Below are 24,343 nucleotides of genomic sequence, written 5' to 3' on the forward strand. Positions count from 1 at the left end.
GCTTAACCCTTGACTGCGCCTGCGGCGATGCCGCGGACAAAAAGTCTGCCTGAAACGAAATAGACGAACAGCGGAACGGCACCGGTGAGAAGGGTTGCCGCCATGTTGACGTTGTATTCCTTCACGCCTTGAACCGAGTTGACGATATTGTTGAGCTGAACCGTCATCGGGTAATATTCTGGTCTGGTGAAGACGACGCCGAACAGGAAGTCGTTCCAGATGCCGGTAACCTGCAAGATCATGGCCACCACGAAAATCGGCAGCGACATGGGCGCCATGATACGGAAATAGATTTGCCAGAAATTCGCACCGTCGATACGCGCCGCCTTGAACAACTCCTCCGGCAGACCGGCAAAGTAGTTGCGGAACAGCAGCGTGAGAATCGGCATGCCGAAAATCGTATGAACGATGACAAGTCCCGTAAGCGTGCCGTAGATACCCAGTTCGCGCAGAACGATCACGATGGGATAAATCATAACCTGATAGGGAATAAACGCACCGATGATGAGAATGGAGAAGAAGAGCTCCGAACCTTTGAACTTCCAGTTCGCCAGTGCATAACCGCTGACCGAGGCAATCACGATCGATACGATGGTGGACGGGATCATGATCCGCACGGAGTTCCAGAAACCGCGCGACAAGCCATCGCAGTTCAAGCCCGTGCAGGCATTGGCCCAGGCCTTGACCCAAGGTTCGAAGGTGATTTCCAGCGGTGGGGCGAAGATATTGCCCATGCGGATTTCCGGCATGCCCTTCAGCGATGTAACGACCATCACGTAAAGCGGCAGCAGATAATAGAGAGCAGCAACGGTCAGCGTGCCGTAGAGTATGATATTGCGTCGGGACAGGCGCTTGCGCGGTTTGCGTCCGCGCGGACCGCTGACGTCGTTCGAAACGGCATCCACGCCTGCAGCAACGGTGTTGAGCGTCGAGATATTAGCCACGCTTGCGCCCTCCAAATTCGAGGTAAGCCCATGGAACGATAATGATGGCGACGGTGAGCAGCATCATGGTGGAAGCGGCAAAGCCCTGCCCCAAATTCTGCGCCTGGAACATGTAGTCATAGACATATTTCGCAGGCACTTCCGATGCGATGCCGGGACCGCCGCTGGTTTGCGCGACAACCAGATCGTAGACCTTGACGATGCCGCTGGCGATGATGACCAGCGTGGTGATGAAGACGGGGCGCATCATGGGAATAACGATGAGAATATAGGTCTTCCACATGGGAATGCCGTCCACTCGCGACGCCTTCCAGATGTCCTCATCGATGCCGCGTAGACCCGCCAGCATAAGGCACATCACAAGACCCGTTCCCTGCCACAGCGCAGCAATCAGAATACCGTAGATAACGAGTTGAGAATTATAGAGCGGGTCAAATGTGAAGCTTTCCCAGCCCATAGACCGCACCACGGACTGGATGCCGAACTCCGGGTTCAACAGCCATTGCCAGACGAGACCGGTGACGATGAAGGACAAGGCAAAGGGGTAAAGGAAGATCGTTCGAAACGTATTTTCAAACCGGATTTTCTGGTCCATCAGCGCTGCCAGCACGAAGCCAATGACGAGGCTGAAGATCAACGAAAGAATACCGTAAATGGCCAGGTTCTGGATGGAAATGATCCAGCGCGGTGCGGCCCACAAACGCTCATATTGCTCGAAGCCGATAAAGTTCGCACGCGGCAACAGCTTGGAATTGGTAAAGGAATAAACGACTGTCCAGATCGTTCCGCCCAGGAAGATGACCATCGCGGTCAGGATCATGGGTATCGATGCAATCTTAGAATTCAGATTGCGGAACAGCTGGTTTGGACGACCAGAATGGCTTTTGACTGCCATGACCACTCCCTATCAATCATAATGGTTGATTGTGCAGCGGGTAGCTTGCAGCCATTCCGCGGCACATTTCCAGACACGCCACAACAGCGTTTTAAGGTCTGGCAAGGAGGCGTCTGAACCGTGAGGCGAACCGCTCGGTTCAGACAGTACAATCAATCTGCAGAAGAGATGATGTCAGCGAAACGCTTCTGGGCCGCTTCAGCCGTCAGAGATGCGTTGGCGAAAAACTCCGCCATCAAATCTTCCTTCTGCTTTTGCGTGTCGGCGGAAATCAGCTGATCGGTGCTGGGAAGAACACTTCCCTTCGCCAGAATGGCCAAGCCCTTCTTCATGCAGTCATTGGCCGCACCAAGGTCAACATCGCCTCTGATCGGCAAGGAACCCTTCTTCAGGTTGAACGCAACCTGCGTCTTGGGATCGACAATGACTTCGGCAAGAACTTCCTGCGCCTTGGACTTGGCTTCATCCTTCAGCAGCGGGAAATAGAAAGCGTCGCCATTGGCCGTCAAATACTCATTGAGGCCTAGCCCTGGGAGGCAAGTATAGTCCGTGCCAGCTTTCTGGTTGGCAAGCTGAAACTCGCCCTGCGCCCAATCGCCCATGATCTGACCGCCGGCTTTACCGGTGATGACCATGTTGGTTGCCTGGTTCCAGTCCTGAACATTCGAACCCTTGGTCAGTTTACGGGCTTCATCGGCAGCAGCGAAGATTTTCTGCATGTCCGCGCCAGCGGCGACGTCAGCGTCTTTATCCTTATAGACTTTTTCGTAAAGATCTTTACCACCCAGCGAAATCATCAGCGTGTCGAACAGACCGTTGGCCTGCCAAGCCTGCCCACCCAGGGCGAGCGGCTGAATGCCAGCCTTTTGAAGCGCTGGAGCTGCGGCAATGAATTCAGTCCAGTTTTTCGGAACTTCAACGCCAGCCTTTTTGAATGCAGCATTGGAAAGCCACAACCACTGCCAGGAGTGAATATTGACAGGCGCACAGTAAATCTTGCCATCTATAGTGCAGCTATCCAGCAAACTGGCCGGCTTGATGACCTCTTTCCAGTTACCTTTTTCCGCAACATCCGTGAGATCCCGCATCAGACCCGACTGAACGAGTTCTTCTGCCTGACGCCCATGGTTGAATTGGGTTGCACCCATTGGGTCACCGCCGGTGATGCGGCTGATCATAATTGGCCTTGCGGTACCACCGGAACCAGCAATTGCGCCATCGATCCATTTATTTCCAGTTGCATCAAACGCCTTGGCCAGTTCTCCCACCGCTGCGGCTTCACCACCCGATGTCCACCAGTGCGTCACTTCAAGGTCAGTGGCTCCGGCTATACCTGCCGGAAGCATGACACCAGCCGCCAGGGCGGCCAAAATAGAACGAATGCGCATGAGTCTCCTCCCTCACTGAAACGTTGCCGTAAAAACCTATGCGAAACACCATGGTTCTGCAACAGCATGATCGATAAAAAAACCGTGCGCTCAATAAGTAAATTAAATCAACATTTTAGATGCATGCTTTGGCCCGGCATTGCTATAGCAGTGGTGGCAAGAAGGCGAATTCGAGCCGAGATCACAACAAACACGATGAGAGGTCGCTGGTTCTAAAATTCCATCATCGTGCGCCCATCTATTTTAAGAGGAGTTCAAATTGAAAACATGTATTGCAGCAGATTTCACCGCATTGGAGCGGCTGTAAAAACCCGACAATACAAATCAAATTTAAACAACCAAACTCAGACTTGATGTATATCAAAAGTAGTGAAAAACATATTTTTAAAAGATTTCAATAAATTAAGGCAATATCGCCACAACTCTTAAAATACGTGCGACTAATCGCAACCGCAATTAACCTTGCCTTAACCAATCGAACGATATCAATAAGCTAATATGATAGCTATGCAAAACACATAATGACGACGGTCATGAGTGTGCCGCTATCGTGACGAGTTGCATGACGCCAACTCGAATTTCAAAAAATGTATCGATTTGGAACGCTTTCTTGCTTTGGCAGGGACGGCGAAGTCGTGGACGTTTCTGAATTTCATTGGGCTCTACCAAAGACTTACTTTGGTGGCGAAAGACTTGTCTTTCACTTCGTGCTCGCCGCCCCGTGCCATTCCGCTTGAGACCCGACCTACCGCCGCAAGGCCTCCAGAATGCAGCCATTGCAGGATCGCCGGACCGCGTCCGGCGTCAAGCAGCATGCACGCGAAAATAGAATCGAAGACGATCGAGGATGTTTAGGAAAAACTGATGACACCAGAACTGCTCTCTTTACCTCCCTCGCTTTCCATACGCGGCGCGGCTGCCGTGCATGAAAGCCTCCTCGACGCTTTGAAGACGAACAAAGCCATCACCGTCGATATTCCTGACGATGCTCAGGCCGATCTGAGCTTCATCCAGCTCATCGAGGCATCCAGAGTCTATGCCCGGACGGAAGGCAAATACATCACACTGACGAAACCAGCCTCTCCCGGCATTGTCGATACGCTTCGGCGCGGTGGTTTCCTCACGAATATGGATGAGGCGTCTCGCCTCTTCTGGCTGCATGGAAAGGAAATTCAATGAGCGCCAACATTCTTACCGTCGATGATTCTGCAAGCATCAGAATGACAACGAAGATCGCCCTGACGAATGCCGGATATCAGATCACGGAAGCGGTCGATGGTGCAGATGGTCTGACCAAGGCAAAAGGCGGCTCGTTCGACCTCATCGTTACCGATCTCAACATGCCGAACATGAACGGCCTGGAAATGATCGAGGCACTGCGCCAATCGCCTGCGCATACGGGTATTCCTATCATCTTCCTGACCACGGAATCCGATGCGGATATGAAAGCGCGCGCCAAAGCCGCCGGTGCCACTGGCTGGGTTACCAAGCCTTTCGATCCGGAAAATCTCGTCAAAATCGTCAGGAAGGTTCTTGGTAGATGACCATACTGGACCCCATTCAGGTTTTCAGAACAGAAGCAGCCGAGCTTTTCGAACAGATCGAAAGCGGCCTGCTCGACCTGTTGCATGACCTGTCCAATCAAGGGCAGATCGACGCCGTATTCCGCGGCCTGCATACCCTAAAGGGGTCCGGAGCCATGTTCGGTTTCGAGGCATTGGCCGCCTTTACCCACCATTGCGAAACCGCATTCGACCGCGTGCGCAAAGGCGAAGTTCCTGCGACCAGTGAACTGATCGCAGCCGTCCTTGAGGCGCAGGATCACATGCGCCGCCTCGTCGACAATCCTGCAACCGCTTTTCCTGAGACGGGTGATCGCCTGCTCGCAAAGCTGGAAGCAGCAGTCGGCACTGGCGCAAGCACTGTCCAGCATACGTCCCAGAAAGTCACAATCGCCAAGGCTGACGAACCATCCGTCGCTACATGGCAGATCGACTTCAGCCTGCCTGCCAATGCCATGGCCAACGGCACCAACCCGCTAGGCCTTCTAGACGAACTGGCAGAGCTTGGAGAGTGCACGATTGCTGCGAACACGGCAGGCATTCCCGCGCTTGATACGATCGACCCGACCAACCTCTATCTGTCCTGGTCGGTTACGCTGACGACGGATCAGCCGCGCTCGGCCATCGACGACGTTTTCATCTTCGTCATGGACGACATGGAAATCGACGTCAAAAAAATCTCGAGCGAGCCTGCACCCTCCACCGAGATCGTGCCGCCACCGGCACCGGTTGAAGAAGCAGCCAAGGCAAACCCTGCCGCCGCGCAGGCCAACGCCGATGGCAAGCAGAATAAGAGCGCCGAAAACGTTCGTGTTCCCGCCGAGCGCCTTGATGAATTGATGGACCGCGTCGGCGAACTCGTCATTGCCCAGTCGCGTCTGTCGCAGCTGGCCAACACCAGCGTCGATATTCAGCTTCGCTCCGTCTCGGAAGATGTGGAACGCCTTTCGGGCGAGCTTCGCGACACGATGATGGTGCTTCGCATGGTGCCCATCACGCAGCTGTTCGGACGCTTCCGCCGCCTCGTCCACGATCTTGCACGCGAAACCGGCAAGCAGATCGAGCTTGTGACCGAAGGTGAAAGCACCGAAGTCGACAAGGCCGTCATTGAACGTCTCGCCGATCCGCTCGTGCATCTCGTGCGCAATTCCTGCGACCATGGTCTTGAGACACCGGATGAACGTATTGCAGCGGGCAAGAGCCCTGCCGGTCAGGTAACCCTGATCGCACGGCAGACCGGCGGCGATGTGACCATCACCATTCGTGACGACGGTCGCGGGATTGATCGCCAGCGGGTACGGGCAAAGGCAGAATCCTCCGGCCTCGTTGCAGCGGGCGCCACACTGACGGATCAGGAACTTCTGCAAATGATTTTCGAGCCCGGTTTTTCAACCGCTGCACAGGTCACCAATCTGTCCGGCCGCGGCGTTGGTATGGATGTGGTGAAGAAGACCATCGAAGCCCTGCGCGGAACGATCAACGTCACCAGCACGCCCGGCGCAGGTTCGGAAATCACGCTTGCCATTCCGCTTACGCTGGCGATCATCGACGGCCTCCTCGTGCGGGTGGGCTCCGGCTGCTACGTCATTCCGCTGTCTGCGGTGGAAGAATGCCTTGAGCTTTCTCCTGAAAATGACGTCAAGTCGCGTGGCCGGTCGTTCATTTCGCTGCGGGAAAGTCTCGTTCCATTCATTCGCCTTCGCGAGCTTTTCCATACGGGTACCAAGCCCGACCAGTTCCAGAAAGTCGTCGTCATCTCCACCGGATCGGAGCGTGTCGGTCTCGTCGTCGATCAGATCATCGGCGACCACCAGACGGTCATCAAGGCGATGTCGAAACTGCACCACGATGTCGCGACCTTCTCGGGCGCAACCATTCTGGGTGATGGCAGCGTCGCCCTCATTCTCGATGTCGGACACCTCGTGGCCGCAGGCCAGCACCAGGAGGCGCAAATGCGTATTGCCGGATGAACCAGCCCCTTTTGAAACAGCCCGAAGACGTGTGGGGCAGCAGCGACGATCTTGAAGTCCTGACCTTCAGCATCGAAGGCGAAACCTTTGCCATCGAAGCCGTGCAGGTTCAGGAAATCCTCGATCTCCTGCCTGAAACCGCCGTTCCAGGCAGCAAGCCATTCGTGGCCAGCGTCATCAATTTCCGTGGCAAGGTCATTCCACTGGCCGATATCCGTCTGGCCTTTGGCATGGGCGCTGCTGAAAAAACCATCGACAGCCGCATCATCGTCATCGAACTCCCGATTGAAGGCGAACGGACGCTGGTCGGCCTGCGCACGGACAAGGTTTACGAGGTCACGACCTTCTCCAAATCCGCCAGCGAGCAGCCGCCAAGCGTCGGCATGCGGTGGAGGCCGGACTACATCAAATGCCTCGTCAAACGCGGAAGCGAATTTGTCATCCTTCCCAATCTCAATGCGATCTTCACGTCACAGCCCGACACATCCGTGAAAGGCACTTCCCGCAACAACATCGTAGAACTCTAAGGAATTCTGAAATGCGATTCACCATCAAAATGAAACTAGCCGTCGCGTTCGGATTCCTGATCTTGATGCTTGCGGGAACTGCAACTTACGGCATTCTCAGCTTGGGCGCCTCCAAAGCGGCCATGGATCAGGTTGTCGAACGCACCGTTGTTCGCCTCGACAAGGCCCACCAGATGAACGCCTTGTCTCTGGTTACAGTACGCGCTCAGAAAAACCTGATCCTTTCCAAAACACCTGCCGAAGCACAGACAGTCAAGCAAGTCGGCGACGAAAGCCGCGCGCGCCTGCATCAGATTATGGATGACATGGAGGCGACTGCCAGCGAAAACACACGTAGAGACTGGGCCGAACTGCAGTCTGCTGCCAAGGCTTTCGATGCCAGTGATGATCGCGTCCGGGCCTATATGGAACAGGGCGACACAGCCGCAGCGGCAGCCTATTCCTCTGGTGAAGGTCGTGCCGCAGCAAACCTGCTGACGGAAAAACTGGACGGGCGCGTGCAATTGAACCGCGACCTTCTCAATCAAGCCAAGCAGGCAGCCAATAACGACTACGAGCAAACCCGCTTGCTGCTGACGTCCTTATCTGTAGCAGCCGTCATTATTGCTATCGGCACGGCACTCTGGATCGCTGTCGGCATCAGCAATGGCCTGCGCAAGATCATGGTTGTTGCCGAAGCCGTCGCAGTTGGTGACCTCAATCAGGATGTCGATATCAAGACCAATGACGAGATCAAGGATCTGGTCAATCGCATCAACATCATGACCGGAAATCTGCGCAATACCGCAAGTGTTGCCAACGAAATCGCAGACGGCAATCTGACGATCACGCCGAAGCCGCTCTCCGACAAGGACACACTCGGCATTTCCCTGGAGCGAATGGTCGAACGTCTGCGTGGCGTTGTAGGCGATGCACTCGCAGCCGCCGATAACGTCTCCTCGGGTAGCCAGGAACTGTCTGCAAGCTCTGAACAGCTTTCGCAGGGTGCGACCGAACAGGCATCGTCCGCCGAAGAAGCATCCGCTTCGATGGAGCAGATGGCTGCCAACATCAAGCAGAACGCCGATAACGCCGCCCAGACCGAGAAGATTGCTCGCCAGTCTTCCAAGGACGCGGAAGCCAGTGGCGAAGCCGTGGGTCGTGCTGTTTCGGCCATGCGCACCATTGCCGAGAAGATTTCCATCGTTCAGGAAATCGCACGCCAGACCGACCTTCTCGCTCTGAATGCTGCCGTGGAAGCCGCACGCGCCGGTGAACATGGTAAGGGCTTTGCGGTCGTCGCATCTGAAGTTCGTAAGCTTGCCGAACGCAGTCAGGCTGCCGCCGCAGAAATCTCCTCGCTTTCTGGCGAAACCGTTCAGGTCGCGACCGAAGCTGGCGAAATGCTGAATCGTCTGGTTCCAGACATCCGCAAGACTGCCGAACTCGTATCGGAAATTTCTGCCGCATGCCGCGAGCAGGATATCGGTGCCAGCCAGATCAACGAAGCGATCCAGCAGCTCGATCTCGTCACGCAGCAGAACTCCGGTGCATCTGAAGAAATGTCTGCAACATCCGAAGAACTGGCTGCACAGGCAGAAGAGCTTCAGGCAAGCATCGCCTTCTTCAAGGTGGACCGTGCTGGCGCGAGCCATGCTCCAAGGGCACAGGCTCCTGCACGCTCTGCGGCTCCCGCACCTCGCCCCGTCGCAAAGTCGGCTCCAGTGCGTCGCCCGGCTCCAGATCATTCTGTTCAGTCACAGCAGGCACGCGCCAAGGGTTTCGCGCTTGATATGTCGATGGGCGGACCGGATGCCGGCGACGCTGACTTCCGCGAAAGCGCGTAACGCCCAAATAATCCCCGCTTCGTATTCATTTTTACGAAGCGGGTTCCCAATCGGCAGCCAAATTATGATGAGGGCTGTATTTTAGATAGTATTATAAAGGATCTGTTTCATGCGCCTTACCATCAAACTTAAGCTAGCAATTGCATTTGGTGTCATCATTTTAATGATGGCCGGAACGTCAGTTTACTCGTTAAACAGCCTCAACAACCTCAACAACGCGATCACCGATCTTATCGCTGGCCCAGCCGCTCGCCTTGAGGCGGCTCAAGAGGTGGGCAGAATTCAGCTTCGCCTGACCCGTTCGCAAATGAACATGACAACGGCCGACAACCTGACCATCGCTGAAAAGTCCATTCAAAACAGCGATATATATCGCAAGGGATTCCTCGAAAAAGTTGAATGGCTTGAAAAGGCAGCATCGACAGACGAGGGTCGGGCGCAATGGCGCGAAGTTGAAGCCCTTGGAAACAATCTTTTCCAGATCGATGACCAGATCCGCAAACTTGTCCGTGCTGGCGATATGCAGGCTGGCTTGACCATGGCGAAAAATGAAGGCCGCCAGGCCAGCGACAAGATCGGCGGCATCATCGATCAGCGGGTGGAAGCTAACAAGGGCCAGATGAGAAAGGCCGATACCGACACCAACACCCTTTACAGCGACACCTGGACGATGATCACGACGATCTCTGGAGTAGCCATCGTCATCGCAATTGTAGCCGCATTCTTCATTGCCTTTGGTATCAACCGCGGCCTTTCCAAGGCAATCTTCGCCTCACGCAATATTGCCATTGGCGATCTGGATCAGAATATCGAAATCAAAACGAATGACGAAATCAAAGATCTCGTCGATAGCATGAACGTCATGACCGCCAATCTGCGCGCTACCGCCAACGTCGCCAACACGATTGCTGCTGGCGATTTGTCGGAAGATGTCAAGCCATTGTCCGACAAGGACACCCTCGGCCTGGCGATGCGCAGCATGGTCGTTAATCTGCGGAAAACCTCTGAGGTTGCCGACCTCATCGCAAATGGCGATCTGACGATTACGCCAAAGCCACTTTCCGACAGGGATACACTGGGAATGGCGCTCCAGCGTATGGTCGAACGCCTGCGTGGTGTAGTTGCCGATGCGCTGTCGGCAGCCGACAATGTTTCTTCCGGCAGCCAGGAACTGTCTGCCAGCTCTGAACAGCTTTCACATGGTGCAACCGAACAGGCGTCCTCTGCCGAAGAAGCATCCGCTTCGATGGAACAGATGGCCGCCAACATCAAACAGAACGCCGACAACGCCGCCCAGACAGAAAAGATTGCGCGTCAGTCTTCCAAGGACGCCGAAGCCAGCGGCGAGGCTGTTGGCCGCGCCGTCCACGCCATGCGCACCATTGCCGAGAAGATTTCCATCGTTCAGGAAATCGCCCGCCAGACCGACCTTCTCGCTCTGAATGCTGCCGTTGAAGCCGCACGCGCCGGTGAACATGGTAAGGGCTTTGCGGTCGTCGCATCTGAAGTCCGCAAGCTGGCAGAACGCAGCCAGGCCGCAGCCGCTGAAATTTCTTCGCTCTCTGGCGAAACGGTTCAGGTTGCGACCGAAGCCGGTGAAATGCTGAACCGTCTGGTTCCGGACATCCGCAAGACTGCCGAACTCGTATCGGAAATTTCTGCCGCATGCCGCGAACAGGATATTGGCGCAAGCCAGATCAACGAAGCCATCCAGCAGCTCGATCAGGTGACTCAGCAGAACTCTGGCGCTTCAGAAGAAATGTCCGCAACATCGGAAGAACTGGCAGCGCAGGCAGAAGAACTTCAGGCAAGCATTGCATTCTTCAGGGTGGAGCGCAGCGACGCGCGCCAGGCACAAAACACCTATGCTGCCCCACGCGCCGCTGCTCCTGCACATCGTGCCGTAGCAAAGCCCACAGCCGCCGCGAGCCGTCCAGATCAGTCCATTCAAGCACAACAGGCCCGCGCGAAGGGTTTCGCGCTTGATATGTCGATGGGCGGCCCGGATGCTAGCGACGCCGACTTCCGCGAAAGCGCGTGACAACAACTAAAAAAAAGGGTTCGGAGAGCTTTTCCGAACCCTTGGAAACAATGCGACGATGACTGTCGTGCAACCTGTCGCGGAGAGTGAGTGTATCACTTAAGCCGCGATTTCGGGGTGGCAAACACCCGGATGTTCATCGTCTCAATCGTTGCATAGAGGACCTACCATGCGGCTCACAATCAAACTGAAACTCGGCCTGATATTTGGACTTCTCGTCCTTCTTATGGGCGCATGTGCTGTCTTCGGCATTAACGGCTTAAGACAGATGGACGGTCTCAAGGACAGCATGATCAGTGGCCCGATCCGTCAGGATGACATCGCCAATGATATTGCAGGCGCGTTCGACGGCCTTGGTCTTGCCGAAAGCGATTTGCTTCTTTCGACATCGTCTGAGCGCATGCAAAACGCGTTGAAGATGATCGAAACCGAGCGCAAAAACTTTACAGACGCCCTTACAGCTGGCGAGCAGAGCGCGTCTGACGAGTTCAAACCGAAATGGGCTGAGATCCGCGATTTTTGGGGTGACTTCACAGCCCTTCAGGACCGCGTCATCAATTTGGTGAAAGCCAACAATCGTGAGCAGGCACTGGAACTCAACCAGAACGACGGAACTGTTGCGTCAGAAAAGCTCGATGCCATGACCGAAAACCTCGCCGTCTTGACGGAAGAAGGTATTACGGCATCTGACAAGCTGAGCGAAGACGCTTACAACAACACCTTCACGACACTTCTCAGCCTCGCTGTCGTCGCCGCCATCATCTCTGTGATTTCAGCAGTCCTGATTTCCATCTCCATCAGCCGCGGCCTTAACAAAGCGATCACGTCCGTTCGCAATGTTTCCGAAGGCGATCTTACGAACATGGCCGTTATCACCACGCGCGATGAAATCGGCACGCTTCTTGAACACGTCAACACGATGATCGAGCGTCTGCGCGGCGTCGTTTCAGACTCCATCTCGGCTGCAGAGAACGTTTCCACCGGTAGCCAGGAACTGTCTGCAAGCTCCGAACAGGTCTCCCAGGGTGCAACCGAACAGGCATCCTCCACGGAAGAAGCATCCGCTTCGATGGAACAGATGGCCGCCAATATTCGCCAGAACGCTGAAAACGCTGCACAGACGGAAAAGATCGCTCGTCAGTCCTCCACGGACGCGGAAGCCAGTGGCGCCGCCGTTGGACGGGCCGTTGTCGCCATGCGCACGATTGCTGAAAAGATTTCTATCGTTCAGGAAATTGCGCGCCAGACAGACCTTCTCGCCCTGAACGCAGCCGTTGAAGCCGCACGCGCCGGTGAACATGGCAAGGGCTTTGCGGTCGTTGCTTCAGAAGTTCGCAAGCTTGCCGAGCGCAGCCAGTCAGCCGCTGCGGAAATCAGCTCCATGTCCAGCGACACGGTAAAGGCTGCCGCCGATGCCGGTGAAATGCTGAACCGTCTGGTGCCGGATATTCGCAAGACCGCAGAACTGGTTGCCGAGATTTCTGCAGCCTGCCGCGAGCAAGACATTGGTGCTGGCCAGATCAACGAAGCGATCCAGCAGCTGGACAAGGTGACACAGCAGAACACCAGCGCGTCTGAAGAAATGTCCGCGACATCCGAGGAACTGGCAGCACAGGCCGAAGAGTTGCAGACGAGCATCGCCTTCTTCAAGGTCGAGCGTAGCAATGGTCGTGCAACACCACCTGCTGCAAAGCAGGCTGCATTCCAGCAGCATAGAGCGCCTCAGAAGGCACCAGCTCGCAAGGCTACCTACGATCATACCGTGAGGACACAACAGGAACGCGCAAAGGGTTTCGCACTGGACATGTCCATGGGCGGTCCTGATGCCAACGACGCGGATTTCCGGGAAAGCGCTTAAACCATGGCTATCACATCTTCTGACACCCAGTATGTAACGTTCAGTCTCGGCGAGGAGGTCTTCGCCGTCCCCGTCGATGTCGTGCGAGAAATTCTCGACCATGAAGAGGCGTTCAAAATCCCCCATGGGCCGGATTACCTGCTGGGTCTCAGGGATGTGCGCGGACACGGCGTGCCCGTCATCGACCTGCGCCTGCGTCTTGGCATGAGCAGAACGGTCAAGACGCCGCATACCCGCATTCTGGTGCTGGACATTCCCGTGGGTGGCAAATTTCTGGCACTGGGGCTGGTGGCCGACAAGGTCTTTGAAGTCACCCCCTTCCGGCACGAAAACATCGAAACCGCGCCTGACATCGGTGTGCGCTGGAATTCGGCCTACATCGCTGGCGTGGTACGGCGCGAAGGTGACTTTGTCGTCATCATCGACCTTGCCGAGCTTTTCTCCAGCGAGGCCGGTAGCCTTGCCCAAATCAACAATGGCCCTGTTCGCGCTGCTTAATGGAGTAAAGACATTTGAATGCCCCCGCTTACAGTATGTTCGACGACAATCTGAGTTCGCGAGATTTTCGTCAGCTTGCCGAGTTCATTTACAATTATTGCGGCATCAAAATGCCGGACAGCAAGCGCTCCATGCTGGAAGGCCGCTTGCGCAAACGGCTGAGGGCCACTGGCTGCCCAAGTTTCAGCGCCTATTGCGATTTTCTCTTTCGCCATGGCGGTATGGAAACGGAATCCGTATTCCTCATCGATGTGGTGACGACCAATAAAACCGACTTTTTCCGCGAACCGAACCATTTCGACTTTATGGAACAGGTCGCCATGCCCGCCTTGGCGGACAAGGGGCATCAGCGCATTCGGGCCTGGAGTGCCGCCTGTTCGACCGGAGCGGAACCCTATACCATGGCCATGGTCATGGCTGAGGCTGTCGAGAAAAAAGTAATTTCTGATTACAGCATTCTCGCAACCGACCTTTCCACAGATGTGCTGAAAAAGGCGCATAGCGGCATCTATGCCAGAGATCTGGTCGAACCCGTCCCCTCGGATCTCGCACGAAAATACGTGATGTCTGCGAGAGACAAGCAGCGCGACGAGGTGCGCATAACACCGAAGCTGCGTTCGAAAGTCGGTTTCGCCAGGCTCAACCTCATGAACCCCAGCTATGATGTGGGCGATGCTTATCAGATCATTTTCTGCCGAAACGTATTGATCTACTTTGACAAGAAGACGCAGGCGCATGTGCTGACCCAGCTGTGCAAATGCCTGATGCCCGGCGGCTATCTTCTGATCGGCCATTCCGAAAGCGTGACCGGCATCAGTCTTCCCGTCAAGCAGGTTGCCAATACCGTATTTATGAAACAGTAATGGCGTAACATGGTGAAAAAAACGCGTGTCCTGATTGTCGATGATTCTGCCAGTGTGCGTCAGACACTGACGGCAGTGCTTCAGGCCGACCCTGCCATAGAGGTGATCGGCGCAGCATCCGATCCCTATATGGCCGCCAAGAAGATACAGGAAGATCTGCCTGATGTGATCACGCTGGATGTGGAAATGCCGCGAATGGACGGCATTACCTTTCTGCGAAAAATCATGTCGCAACATCCAATCCCCGTGGTCATGTGTTCGTCACTGACAGAAGCGGGCTCGGAAACCCTGCTTCAGGCACTGGAAGCCGGGGCCGTAGACATCATTCTGAAACCACGCATCGGCGCTGCCGATCATCTAGCAGAATCGGCCCTGCGCATTTGCGAAGTCGTGAAAAGTGCTGCCCATGCGCGGGTAACGGGTGTCAAGGCCGCCCGGTCTGCGGCTGCGAGCGGCCCGCAGGCCAAACTGACCGCAGATGCCGTTCTGCCCCCGCCCTCGGGCCGAGCTATGGCGCGAACGACAGAAATGGTCGTCTGCGTTGGGGCCTCTACCGGCGGAACGGAAGCCTTGCGTGAGATGCTGGAAAAACTGCCTGCCAATTCGCCGGGCATGGTCATCGTCCAGCATATGCCGGAAAAATTCACCGCCGCTTTTGCCAGACGCCTGAACACGCTTTGTGAAGTCGAAATCAAGGAAGCGGAGGATGGCGATCCAGTTCTGCGCGGTCATGTGCTAATCGCTCCCGGCGACAAGCACATGCTGCTGGAACGGCAGGGCGCGCGCTATTATGTTTCCGTTCGAAACGGCCCCCTGGTCTCCCGTCACCGCCCATCGGTGGATGTGCTTTTCCGTTCGGCTGCTCGCTCCGCAGGCTCCAACGCTATGGGTGTGATCATGACGGGAATGGGTGATGATGGCGCGCGTGGGATGCTTGAAATGCATCAGGCTGGTGCTTTCACCGTCGCGCAGGACGAGGCTTCGTCCGTTGTCTTTGGCATGCCCAAGGAAGCGATTGCGCACGGCGGCGTCGATAAAACCGTTCCGCTAGATCATATCGCCCGTGAAATCCTCTCGGAAGACCGCCGCCGCTGACCGGAAGTAGCCCTGCAATCTTCAGTCCCTGTTAACCATATTGGTTAATGATTGATGAGCGCCATGATTCTGGCGCATCACATGGGCGATGAGCGCCGCACCCATTACGGGATATGGTTATGGCGGTTATTACTTTCGCAAATACTAAGGGCGGCGCTGGCAAAACGACGGCAGTTCTGCTGCTGGCTTCGGAACTGGCACGTCGCGGGCTGAAGATTTGCGTTATCGATACCGATCCGCAGCGCTGGCTTTCCAAATGGCGGGAAGCAGCCGACTATCGTGTCGATCTCTCCGTCATCACCTATGTTTCCGCATCCAGCCTGCAGCAGCATGTTCTGGACAACCGCAGAAAATTCGACCACGTCATCATCGATCTCCCCGGCGCCCAGTCTCCCCTTCTCGCAACAGCGGTCGGCCTTTCAAACCATGTGCTGATACCCGTTCAGGGAAGCACCATGGATGCACAGGGCGGCGCACAGGTTCTTGAACTCCTCCGCTATCTCGACGACCGCGCCTCCATCAAAATCCCCCACTCCGTCGTCCTTTCCCGCGTCAACTCCATGGTCACGACACGGGCGCTACTGGCTGCAAAGGCACTCTTGGCAAAACGCGACGTGAATGTGCTGAACACCCCCATCATCGAACGCGCCGCCTTCCGGGACATGTTCGAATTCGGCGGCTACCTTCACATGATGAGCCCTTCTCAGGTCAGCAACCTCGACAAAGCCCTGCAAAATGCAAACGCATTTGCCGAAGACGTTCTGAGGCTTCTGCCATCGCAGTCAATCGCGAGATATTCCTCGGCGGCTTGAGGTTCGCCGGATCGGGCACACCCTTTGCTGGCTAGACTTAAGCGTCGACTAGAACCGGCTCGTCTTTTCCAGAACTTTCGGGAAGTTCAAATTCGCCTGTATCGATAATCGATTTCAGGAGAAACCGCGCGTGTTCGGCAAGGTGTTTTCCACGCCGCGTGATGACCTGCGTGTGGGATGTGATCTTTGCGGGGTAATCCAGTGGAAGAAACGTCAACTCGTCACTCAGTTCGCGCTGCGGGGACGGCCTGTAAGGCATGAGAAAAACGCCTTGCCCAAGCGCGACGAACGAACAGGCCACCCCGTAGGAATTGGCAATAAGGGCAGGCCTCAACGTGATTTGCTCAGAACGGGCAATCATGTCGATGATCTGCCGCCCTCCAAAACTCGGCAGCAGCATTGCATGCGGATATTGGATCGTGTCACTCAACCGCGGTGATCGCTGAAGACGGGTGAGCTCATGATCGCGCTGCACCACAACGCAAATCGGCACTTCCGAGCGGGCATGAAACACCAGCGACCTATCATTCGGAGCGAAATAAGTGACGGCGATATCGGCCGCATTCTCCAGCAGGGCATGAACGGCTTCCTGAGTGGGATGGATCATCACTTCCAAATCAATATGGGGATAGGTTTCATTGAACTGACGCATCGGCGCTTCCATCAGCCAGTGTGCGAAGCCCTCCCCTATGGAAATTCTAAGACGTGTGCGGCGTGAGTGGCGAAAGCTCTCCAGGCGCTCCTGCAACTCCATTTCCGCGGATTGCTGTTGCCGGTAATATTCACACAGGCTGAGGCCAATCTCGTTCATCACCACGTTGCGACCGCGCTTTTCAAGCAATGTTAGGCCAATATCCGATTCCAGTTGGGCGATCTGACGACTGACCGTAGACGGTGAAACATCCAGCCGCTCTGACGCAGGGCGGATACCGCCATAAAGGTGCGTTAAGAACAAATAGCGTAGCCGGGCTGCGTCAATCATCTCAAATCTTTCCAATGTGCCGAATTCAGCGACATATTGTTGCGCCAATTGCTATTGATTGCAACATTCCAGTTAAGGATAGCTTGCGTGTCCGGCGCCGCACGTCGATGCCTTCAGGACCAATAAGCCAATTACCTTCAGAGGAGGTTCGCGTGAAACTGAAATCCCTGCTTGCCAGTGCAGTCGTCGTTGCAGGTGCAACGTTTTTATCATTGCCAGCCCAAAGCTTTGCCGCAGACAATGTCTTTCGCTTTGCCAACCAGAGCGACCTGAAATCCCTTGATCCTTATGCGCTTTCCGAAACCTTCTCGCTCGCCATGATCGGCAGCATGTATGAAGGTCTTGTCGCGCGTGACCCCGATCTGAAACTTGTGCCAGCGCTTGCCGAAAGCTGGGATGTTTCCGAAGACGCCCGCATCTGGACCTTCCACCTGCGCAAGGGTGTGACGTTCCAGGATGGTTCACCCTTCACCGCAGACGACGTCATTTTCTCCGCCGATCGCGTTCGCTCGTCGGGGTCCGACCTCAAGAGCCGCGTTCCTGCTGATGCCGTTTTCACCAAGGTCGATGACCACACGGTTACCGTAACCACGCCCGAGCCTTCGCCGCTGCTCGATGCAGTGTGGGATACGTGGTACATCGTTTCCAAATCCTGGGCAGAAGCTCACGACGGCAAGGACGTCAAAGTCGGCGGCACCGCACCATCCTACATGGCTCTGAATGCCAACGGGACAGGCCCATTCAAGCTGGTTTCCCACCTGCCGGGCGTAAAGACCGAATGGGTTCCGAATCCGAATTGGTGGGGCAAGCCGGTCCACAATCTGGATCAGGTCGTGTTTACACCTATCAGCTCCGGCGCTACGCGAGTGGCCGCACTCCTCTCGGGCGAAGTCGATATGATCGAACCCGCGCCGCTTCAGGATGTTGACCGGATCAACAACAGCGGCAAGGCAACCGCCCTGCAAGGCCCTGAAGTCCGCGTCATCTATCTCGGCTTCGACCAGCATTCCGATGTATTGCCGCGATCTTCGCTGACGAAGGGCAATCCCTTCAAGGATTCGCGGGTCAAGATGGCCGTCTACAAGGCGATCAATGAAGACGCTATCGTTCAGAAAGTCATGCGCGGAGCCGCAGCTCCAGCATCGCTGATGGTTGCCAAGGAGTTGTTCCCGCTTGCCGATCAGTTCAAGCGCCCCGCCTATGACGTTGACGGTGCCAAGGCGCTGCTGACCGAGGCAGGTTATCCCGATGGCTTTACGGTTCAGCTCGATTGCCCCAATGACCGCTATGTCAACGACGAGAAGATCTGCCAGTCTATTGTGCCGATGCTGTCCAAGATCGGAATCAAGGTCAATCTCAACGCAGAACCAAAGGCCACCTATTTCAGCCGCATCTTCGCAAGCGGTGGATACGACACGTCCTTCTATCTGCTTGGTTGGCAGACCAATGGCTCTGGCAGTGTCGGCGTTCTGCGTGACCTCTTCCGTTGCCGGGATGAAAAGGGCAACGGCGGCGGCAACAATGTCGGCAATTATTGCAATCCGAAGGTCGATGCTCTGATCGAAAAAATCAGCAGCGAGCCGAACGAGACCAAGCGCAACGACATGATCGCCGAAGCCTACAAAATTGGCCAGGAACAGGAAGTGGCCTATGTGCCGCTTCACCAGCAGACGCTGGCCTGGGGTGTTGCCAAGAACGTGAAGGTGGTTCAGCGCGCCGATAACGACTTCCGCTTCTACTGGGTCACCAAGACCGCTGGCCAATAAGGCCTTCCGAACCAAGAAGAGAGCGCGTGACCAACAGTGTCGCGCGCTCGTCGGGAGCGTAAAATGTTAAGTTTGATTATTCGCAGACTGATACAGTCATTCCTCGTGATGCTGGCGGTCACTCTGATCGCGTTCATCATGTTCCGTTTCGCAGGCGATCCCGTCAACCAGATGGTTGGCGTCGAGACGACACAGGCCGAACGACAGACATTGCGAGAAGACCTAGGACTGGATCAGCCGACCATCGTTCAATTCGCCCACTATATCGGTCGCGTGGTGCAGCTGGACTTCGGCATGTCCTTCCAGTTTCGACGTCCGGTGATGGATCTTCTGGCAGAGCGCCTGCCTGCAACTCTGGAACTGGCCTTCGTGGCAACGCTGTTGTCGCTGAGTGCAGGTATCGTGCTTGGCGTCTATTGCGCGCTGAAACCGCGCGGCATTCTGTCATCACTGTTGCAGTCGGTATCGCTCGTCGGTGTCAGCCTGCCGACGTTCTTGATCGGCATTTTGTTGATCTATGTGTTCTCGGTGACGTTAGGCTGGCTGCCCTCTTTTGGTCGAAACGGGCTGGTTCCGGTGACAGATCATTGGTCAACGGGGCTTCTGACCAGCGATGGCTGGAAATCCTTGATATTGCCAGCCGTCACCCTCGGAATGTTCCAGATGACCCTGATCATGCGTCTTGTCCGCTCCGAAATGCTGGAGGTTCTGCGTGCGGATTTCATTCGTTTTGCGGTAGCCAGAGGACTACCGAAGTCACGCATCTATTTTCGCCATGCCCTGCGCAACACGCTGATCCCGGTCATCACGGTGGTTGGCTTGCAGATTGGCTCGATCATCGCTTTCTCGGTCATCACCGAAACGGTGTTCCAGTGGCCCGGCGTTGGACTTCTGTTTTTGCAGTCGGTGCAAACCGCCGATGTGCCGATCATGTCCACCTACCTGCTGCTCATCGCCTTTCTTTTCGTCATGATCAATCTCGCCGTCGATCTGATTTACAACGCCGTCGACCCTCGGCTTAAGCAGAAGAATAGAACATGACGCCTCTCTCAAATCCTTCGAAAACCCCGAGGTTTCCAAGGCTGGCAGCCCTGTTGGAAAGCGATCTTGGCTATGATTTCCGCCACAGCCGTCTCGTGATGATCGCAACCGTGATCTTTTTCCTGTTGATCCTTGCGGCTTTGATTGCACCGTGGATCGCGCCCATGAACCCTTATGATCCGGCTTCGCTGGACATCATGAATTCCAGTCTGCCGCCCGCCTGGTATCAGGATGGGTCCGTTGCGTTCCCATTCGGCACGGACGATCAAGGACGCGATATGCTGTCTGCAACGCTCTACGGGCTGCGCACGTCCATCATCATCAGCATTCTGGGCGTGGCTCTCGCCTCGGTCATCGGCATCACACTTGGCGTCATTGCCGGCTACTTCGGTGGTATCATCGACACGATCATCATGCGTGTTGCAGATGTCCAGCTGAGTTTTCCGGCCATTCTCGTCGCGTTGCTGATCGACGGTATCGTTCACACGATCATCCCGTCCGCCACGCGTGAATACAGTGCCGCTGCGATCATCGTCCTTGCCATCGGAGCATCGTTCTGGGTGCAGTATGCCCGCACCATTCGGTCTTCGACCATGGTGGAAAAGAACAAGGACTATGTGAGCGCTGCCAGACTGTTCGCTCTTCCCAGCACAACGATCATGGTGCGTCACATCATTCCGAATGTCATGGGTCCGGTGCTGGTCATTCTGACCATCAATTTCGGTCTCGCCATCATCACGGAAGCCACGCTTTCCTATCTGGGCGTCGGTCTGCCGCCCATGCAGCCATCACTCGGCACACTCATTCGCATCGGTCAGGAATATCTGTTTTCCGGGCAATGGTGGATCGTTGCCGTTCCGAGCATCGCACTTGGTGTGCTGGTGCTGACGATCAACCTTTTGGGCGACTGGCTGCGTGACGCTCTCAACCCGAAACTGCGCTAGGAGGAGACCATTGTGACAGAGACAATTCTTTCCGTGCGAAATCTGCGCGTCGAGTTTCCGACACGCCGGGGCCTGCTTGTCGGCCTTGATGACGTGTCTTTCGATATCCGGGCCGGAGAAGTTCTGGGCGTCGTCGGTGAATCCGGTGCCGGCAAATCGATGACCGGCGCTGCCATCATGCAGCAGATCGCAAAACCCGGTCGCATCGCGGGTGGCGAAATCCTGCTGAAGGGAAAGAGGATCGACAATCTTTCCCCAAAGGCGATGGAGAAGGTCCGTGGACGCCACATCGGCATGGTCTTTCAGGACCCTCTGACGAGCCTCAATCCCCTCATGACAGTTGGCGATCATCTTGTCGAAACGATCCGCATTCATACGGATCTGTCGCGCGATTCCGCGCGCAAACGCGCTATTGAGCTTCTCGATGAGGTTGGAATACCCGATCCGCAATCCCGTATGCTGCGGTATCCGCATGAGTTTTCCGGTGGACAGCGGCAGCGCGTGGTGATCGCTCTGGCACTGTGTGCAGAACCTGCGCTCGTCATCGCTGACGAACCAACGACGGCATTGGATGTTTCGATCCAAGCACAGATTATCGCTCTGATCAGACGCCTTTGCGATGATCACGGCACCGCCTTCATGCTGATCACCCATGATATGGGCATGATTGCCGAGACAGCCGACCGTGTGGCTGTTCTCTATGCTGGCCGTGTCGCCGAGATCGGAACGGTGAAAGACGTCGTCACGCAGCCGAAGCATCCCTATACACAAGGTTTGATGGCGGCCATTCCAACACTGGAAGCCGATGTCGACAGATTGCGTCAGATTCCCGGATCGATGCCGGGTCTCTCGGCCATACCTTCCGGCTGCGCCTTCAGACCACGTTGCGATTTCGCGATGGACATCTGTTCCACCTCTCGCCCGCCCTTGAGTGGCGATGCGGCGCATGTTGCTGCCTGCCATCTTATGCAGAAGGAAATGGCATTTTGACCGAGCAAACAAAAGCCTTTGTCGAAGTTCGCAATCTTTCGCGCAGGTTCGATGTATCCAAGCCATGGCTGAACCGCATGATCGAGCGTGAACCGCGCAAGTTCCTGAACGCAGCCAGCGACATTTCCTTCTCAGTCGAGAAGGGAAAAACCTTCGCGCTCGTCGGCGAAAGCGGTTCCGGCAAATCGACCGTTGCACGCATGCTCGTCGGCCTCCTAACGCCGGACGGCGGCACCGTCACGATTGACGGGCGATCAATCACCCAACCGAAGGGCCGGGCAGAATTGCGTGCCATTCGTAGCCGGATTCAAATGATTTTTCAGGACCCCTATGCCAGCCTCAATCCGCGCTGGCGCGTCGGGCGGATCGTGGCGGAGCCGATGCTTGCACTCAAACTCGTCGAAGACGTTTCTGAGGCGGAAACGGAAACCGCCAAGCTTCTGGAGTTGGTGGGGCTTTCACAAGCGGATATGAGAAAATTCCCGCACGAATTTTCCGGAGGCCAGCGGCAACGCATCGCCATTGCCAGGGCTCTGGCGGCCAAAGCGGAGTTCATCGTCTGTGACGAACCAACCTCGGCGCTGGACGTCTCCGTTCAGGCACAAATCCTCAACCTGATGCGCGACCTGCAGAAAGAACTTTCGCTGACCTATGTGCTCATCAGCCACAATCTGGCGGTAGTGCGTTACATGGCCGATACGATCGGCGTCATGCATTACGGCAAAATGGTCGAGATGCAGCCACCTTCGCTTTTGTTTGCCTCACCCAAAGACGACTACACGCGGATGTTGATCGATGCTGTGCCCCAGATGTCTGCGGCCGTGCGCCGTTCTGGCACCAACTGACGATCTATCAAGCGTCCAGCCTATTCATACTTAAGGAGAATCCTAATGCCCGTTCTGGATCAAGAGCGTCTCGAAGCCATGCTCCCCGATCTCATCGCAATCCGTCGCGATTTTCATGCACATCCCGAGACAGCTTTCGAGGAGGTCAGAACCGCTGGCATAGTCGCCAAGCTGCTGCGTGAGTGGGGACTGGAGGTGCATGAAGGCATCGGACGCACGGGCGTCGTCGGTGTGTTGCGCGGAAAGCGGCAAGGGCAGCGCGCCATCGGCTTGCGGGCAGACATGGATGCCTTGCATATCACTGAGGCCAATGAGGTCGATTATGCCTCACAGGTTCCCGGTAAGATGCATGCCTGTGGTCATGACGGTCATACGGCCATGTTGCTGGGTGCGGCGCGCTATCTCTCGCAAGACCCCGATTTCGCAGGCACCATCAACTTCATTTTCCAGCCCGCCGAAGAAGGCGCTGGTGGCGCCAAGGCAATGATGGATGACGGCCTTTTCGAGCGTTTTCCCTGCGAAAACGTGTTTGGCCTGCACACAGACCCTTTGCAGCCGGTTGGCAATTTGGCAACGCGCAAGGGTGTGGCATTGGGCGGCACCATGACGTTCCGGGTAGATTTCAAGGGCTCGGGCGGCCACGGCGGCGCATCCCCGCATGCGGGCACTGATCTTACCATTCCGGCAGCCCAATTCGTTCTGGGCCTTCAATTGATCGTAGGCCGCAATATTCCGGCTCAGAAAGTCGGCGTAATTTCAGTCGGCCATATCGCCGGTGGTTCAAGCAGTTCACCCAATGTGATGCCGACCCATATGACCGTCTCCGGTACGGCACGCTACTTCGAGAATGAGGTCGCCGATATCATCAGCGAGCGGATACGAGAACACGCTGTGGCTGCAGCACAGACCGCACATTGCACCGTCGATATACACATCAGCCGCAACACGCCCCCGCTCGTCAACGAAGCATCCGCTGTCGATGCAGCGCTCAGCGCTGCCAGGAAAACGCTGGGTGACGACAAAATATCTGACCAACGGGCGCAATCCACGGGCGGTGAAGACTTCGCTTTCTTCAGCACGGACCGCCCCGGAGCTTACTGCTGGCTGGGTGCAGGTGCCGGACCAGACGGCAAAATCCATGATGTTCATACTGATAGGTTCAACTTCAACGATGAGACGCTGGGTTACGGCACGTCCTACTGGATCAATCTTGCATTTCAGGAACTGACGACCGCCTGATTCAAAAGCCTATGCTCGGAAACCGGCAAGCCCTTCGGGGCTTGCGACCATCTTAACCTGCGCACCGTGACCCCCTTGTGTATCTCACACGTGTCGAATCACTGACCTCGTTGGGTGAACGAGATCAGTGCAGTTTTCACTGCTTGGTTGGTACATGGTGGATCACTCTTACCATTCCTCATCCGATGTTGCTTACGAGCCACGTTTTCTCTAGCCTACCGTTACATAGCGTTACATTTGCTACGAACGAAAAAATC

At 55.7% G+C, this 24,343-nt stretch carries 20 protein-coding genes and 2 pseudogenes; 18 read left to right on the forward strand and 4 right to left on the reverse strand.

The features are described 5' to 3' along the window. Nucleotides 1-2: 2 nt before the first annotated feature. The 3 genes from AC27VJ_RS08480 to AC27VJ_RS08490 form a co-directional block, all read right to left on the reverse strand. Nucleotides 3-944 (reverse strand): carbohydrate ABC transporter permease, encoded by a 942-nt coding sequence (locus AC27VJ_RS08480; RefSeq protein ID WP_488683639.1) that lies wholly within the window; start codon nt 942-944, stop codon nt 3-5. Then, nucleotides 937-1,839, reverse strand: a complete 903-nt coding sequence (locus AC27VJ_RS08485; RefSeq protein WP_113086657.1) for a carbohydrate ABC transporter permease — start codon at nt 1,837-1,839, stop codon at nt 937-939. Before AC27VJ_RS08485 ends, AC27VJ_RS08480 begins: the two co-directional genes overlap by 8 nt. A gap of 152 nt (nt 1,840-1,991) precedes the next feature. Further along, nucleotides 1,992-3,227 (reverse strand): ABC transporter substrate-binding protein, encoded by a 1,236-nt coding sequence (locus tag AC27VJ_RS08490; RefSeq protein WP_113086658.1) that lies wholly within the window; start codon nt 3,225-3,227, stop codon nt 1,992-1,994. Nucleotides 3,228-4,091: 864 nt separating this feature from the next. On the opposite strand from AC27VJ_RS08490, the gene AC27VJ_RS08495 reads away from it, so the two are divergent. The 12 genes and pseudogenes from AC27VJ_RS08495 (at nt 4,092) to AC27VJ_RS08550 (ending at nt 16,279) form a co-directional block, all read left to right on the forward strand. After that, nucleotides 4,092-4,406, forward strand: coding sequence for an STAS domain-containing protein (locus AC27VJ_RS08495; protein ID WP_113086659.1), 315 nt, complete (start codon nt 4,092-4,094; stop codon nt 4,404-4,406). Then, nucleotides 4,403-4,771, forward strand: a complete 369-nt coding sequence (locus AC27VJ_RS08500) for a response regulator (RefSeq protein ID WP_113086660.1) — start codon at nt 4,403-4,405, stop codon at nt 4,769-4,771. Before AC27VJ_RS08495 ends, AC27VJ_RS08500 begins: the two co-directional genes overlap by 4 nt. Next, a complete protein-coding gene (locus AC27VJ_RS08505; RefSeq protein WP_488683640.1) occupies nt 4,768-6,759 on the forward strand; it encodes a chemotaxis protein CheA in 1,992 nt (663 codons plus the stop codon). Before AC27VJ_RS08500 ends, AC27VJ_RS08505 begins: the two co-directional genes overlap by 4 nt. Then, entirely contained in the window at nt 6,756-7,286 is a 531-nt protein-coding gene (locus tag AC27VJ_RS08510) for a chemotaxis protein CheW (protein WP_353577142.1), read from the forward strand. Before AC27VJ_RS08505 ends, AC27VJ_RS08510 begins: the two co-directional genes overlap by 4 nt. An 11-nt stretch (nt 7,287-7,297) precedes the next feature. Then, nucleotides 7,298-9,112 carry a methyl-accepting chemotaxis protein gene (locus AC27VJ_RS08515; RefSeq protein WP_488683641.1) on the forward strand — a complete coding sequence of 605 codons (1,815 nt, stop codon included), beginning with the start codon at nt 7,298-7,300 and terminating at the stop codon, nt 9,110-9,112. 166 nt (nt 9,113-9,278) lie between these two features. Continuing rightward, a pseudogene (locus AC27VJ_RS08520) lies at nt 9,279-9,707 on the forward strand (MCP four helix bundle domain-containing protein); the annotation flags it as partial. An 84-nt stretch (nt 9,708-9,791) separates the two neighbouring features. Next, nucleotides 9,792-10,944, forward strand: a pseudogene (locus AC27VJ_RS08525) (methyl-accepting chemotaxis protein); the annotation flags it as partial. Between the two features lie 378 nt (nt 10,945-11,322). Next, on the forward strand, nt 11,323-13,011 hold the full coding sequence (locus AC27VJ_RS08530) for a methyl-accepting chemotaxis protein (protein WP_488683642.1): 1,689 nt from the start codon (nt 11,323-11,325) through the stop codon (nt 13,009-13,011). Between the two features lie 3 nt (nt 13,012-13,014). Then, a complete protein-coding gene (locus AC27VJ_RS08535; RefSeq protein ID WP_113086666.1) occupies nt 13,015-13,509 on the forward strand; it encodes a chemotaxis protein CheW in 495 nt (164 codons plus the stop codon). A gap of 35 nt (nt 13,510-13,544) precedes the next feature. Then, nucleotides 13,545-14,372 carry a CheR family methyltransferase gene (locus AC27VJ_RS08540; protein ID WP_488683807.1) on the forward strand — a complete coding sequence of 276 codons (828 nt, stop codon included), beginning with the start codon at nt 13,545-13,547 and terminating at the stop codon, nt 14,370-14,372. Nucleotides 14,373-14,381: 9 nt separating this feature from the next. Then, nucleotides 14,382-15,467: a protein-glutamate methylesterase/protein-glutamine glutaminase gene (locus tag AC27VJ_RS08545; protein ID WP_488683643.1), complete on the forward strand. Its 1,086-nt coding sequence runs from the start codon at nt 14,382-14,384 to the stop codon at nt 15,465-15,467. 119 nt (nt 15,468-15,586) lie between these two features. Beyond that, complete coding sequence (locus AC27VJ_RS08550) at nt 15,587-16,279, forward strand: ParA family protein (protein WP_488683644.1); 693 nt, start codon at nt 15,587-15,589, stop codon at nt 16,277-16,279. A 37-nt stretch (nt 16,280-16,316) separates the two neighbouring features. Here the strand turns inward: AC27VJ_RS08550 and AC27VJ_RS08555 are convergent, their stop codons facing one another. After that, the gene (locus AC27VJ_RS08555; RefSeq protein WP_488683645.1) at nt 16,317-17,309 is read right to left on the reverse strand and encodes a LysR family transcriptional regulator; all 993 of its coding nucleotides are present in this window, start codon (nt 17,307-17,309) and stop codon (nt 16,317-16,319) included. A 104-nt stretch (nt 17,310-17,413) separates the two neighbouring features. On the opposite strand from AC27VJ_RS08555, the gene AC27VJ_RS08560 reads away from it, so the two are divergent. From AC27VJ_RS08560 to AC27VJ_RS08585, 6 genes are all read left to right on the forward strand, one after another. Further along, nucleotides 17,414-19,027 carry an ABC transporter substrate-binding protein gene (locus AC27VJ_RS08560; RefSeq protein ID WP_488683646.1) on the forward strand — a complete coding sequence of 538 codons (1,614 nt, stop codon included), beginning with the start codon at nt 17,414-17,416 and terminating at the stop codon, nt 19,025-19,027. Between the two features lie 63 nt (nt 19,028-19,090). Beyond that, nucleotides 19,091-20,068, forward strand: coding sequence for an ABC transporter permease (locus tag AC27VJ_RS08565; protein WP_488683647.1), 978 nt, complete (start codon nt 19,091-19,093; stop codon nt 20,066-20,068). Next, a complete protein-coding gene (locus AC27VJ_RS08570; protein WP_488683648.1) occupies nt 20,065-21,012 on the forward strand; it encodes an ABC transporter permease in 948 nt (315 codons plus the stop codon). The genes AC27VJ_RS08565 and AC27VJ_RS08570 overlap by 4 nt, the downstream gene beginning before the upstream one ends. A 12-nt stretch (nt 21,013-21,024) precedes the next feature. Then, nucleotides 21,025-22,002 (forward strand): ABC transporter ATP-binding protein, encoded by a 978-nt coding sequence (locus tag AC27VJ_RS08575; RefSeq protein WP_488683650.1) that lies wholly within the window; start codon nt 21,025-21,027, stop codon nt 22,000-22,002. Next, nucleotides 21,999-22,847, forward strand: coding sequence for an ATP-binding cassette domain-containing protein (locus AC27VJ_RS08580; RefSeq protein ID WP_488683651.1), 849 nt, complete (start codon nt 21,999-22,001; stop codon nt 22,845-22,847). The genes AC27VJ_RS08575 and AC27VJ_RS08580 overlap by 4 nt, the downstream gene beginning before the upstream one ends. A gap of 45 nt (nt 22,848-22,892) precedes the next feature. Then, entirely contained in the window at nt 22,893-24,086 is a 1,194-nt protein-coding gene (locus AC27VJ_RS08585) for an amidohydrolase (RefSeq protein ID WP_488683652.1), read from the forward strand. Nucleotides 24,087-24,343: the final 257 nt, after the last annotated feature.

The sequence above is a fragment of the Agrobacterium sp. 20P9.1.2 genome (assembly GCF_057799395.1).

Bases quoted from the DNA above. Each gene is read 5' to 3' on its own strand.
- AC27VJ_RS08510 (WP_353577142.1), top strand. From the start codon at position 6,756: ATGAACCAGCCCCTTTTGAAACAGCCCGAAGACGTGTGGGGCAGCAGC.
- AC27VJ_RS08540 (WP_488683807.1), top strand. From the start codon at position 13,545: ATGTTCGACGACAATCTGAGTTCGCGAGATTTTCGTCAGCTTGCCGAG.
- AC27VJ_RS08550 (WP_488683644.1), top strand. From the start codon at position 15,587: ATGGCGGTTATTACTTTCGCAAATACTAAGGGCGGCGCTGGCAAAACG.
- AC27VJ_RS08570 (WP_488683648.1), top strand. From the start codon at position 20,065: ATGACGCCTCTCTCAAATCCTTCGAAAACCCCGAGGTTTCCAAGGCTG.
- AC27VJ_RS08585 (WP_488683652.1), top strand. From the start codon at position 22,893: ATGCCCGTTCTGGATCAAGAGCGTCTCGAAGCCATGCTCCCCGATCTC.
- AC27VJ_RS08495 (WP_113086659.1), top strand. From the start codon at position 4,092: ATGACACCAGAACTGCTCTCTTTACCTCCCTCGCTTTCCATACGCGGC.
- AC27VJ_RS08530 (WP_488683642.1), top strand. From the start codon at position 11,323: ATGCGGCTCACAATCAAACTGAAACTCGGCCTGATATTTGGACTTCTC.
- AC27VJ_RS08535 (WP_113086666.1), top strand. From the start codon at position 13,015: ATGGCTATCACATCTTCTGACACCCAGTATGTAACGTTCAGTCTCGGC.
- AC27VJ_RS08545 (WP_488683643.1), top strand. From the start codon at position 14,382: ATGGTGAAAAAAACGCGTGTCCTGATTGTCGATGATTCTGCCAGTGTG.
- AC27VJ_RS08485 (WP_113086657.1), bottom strand. From the start codon at position 1,839: ATGGCAGTCAAAAGCCATTCTGGTCGTCCAAACCAGCTGTTCCGCAAT.
- AC27VJ_RS08505 (WP_488683640.1), top strand. From the start codon at position 4,768: ATGACCATACTGGACCCCATTCAGGTTTTCAGAACAGAAGCAGCCGAG.
- AC27VJ_RS08500 (WP_113086660.1), top strand. From the start codon at position 4,403: ATGAGCGCCAACATTCTTACCGTCGATGATTCTGCAAGCATCAGAATG.
- AC27VJ_RS08515 (WP_488683641.1), top strand. From the start codon at position 7,298: ATGCGATTCACCATCAAAATGAAACTAGCCGTCGCGTTCGGATTCCTG.
- AC27VJ_RS08490 (WP_113086658.1), bottom strand. From the start codon at position 3,227: ATGCGCATTCGTTCTATTTTGGCCGCCCTGGCGGCTGGTGTCATGCTT.
- AC27VJ_RS08565 (WP_488683647.1), top strand. From the start codon at position 19,091: ATGTTAAGTTTGATTATTCGCAGACTGATACAGTCATTCCTCGTGATG.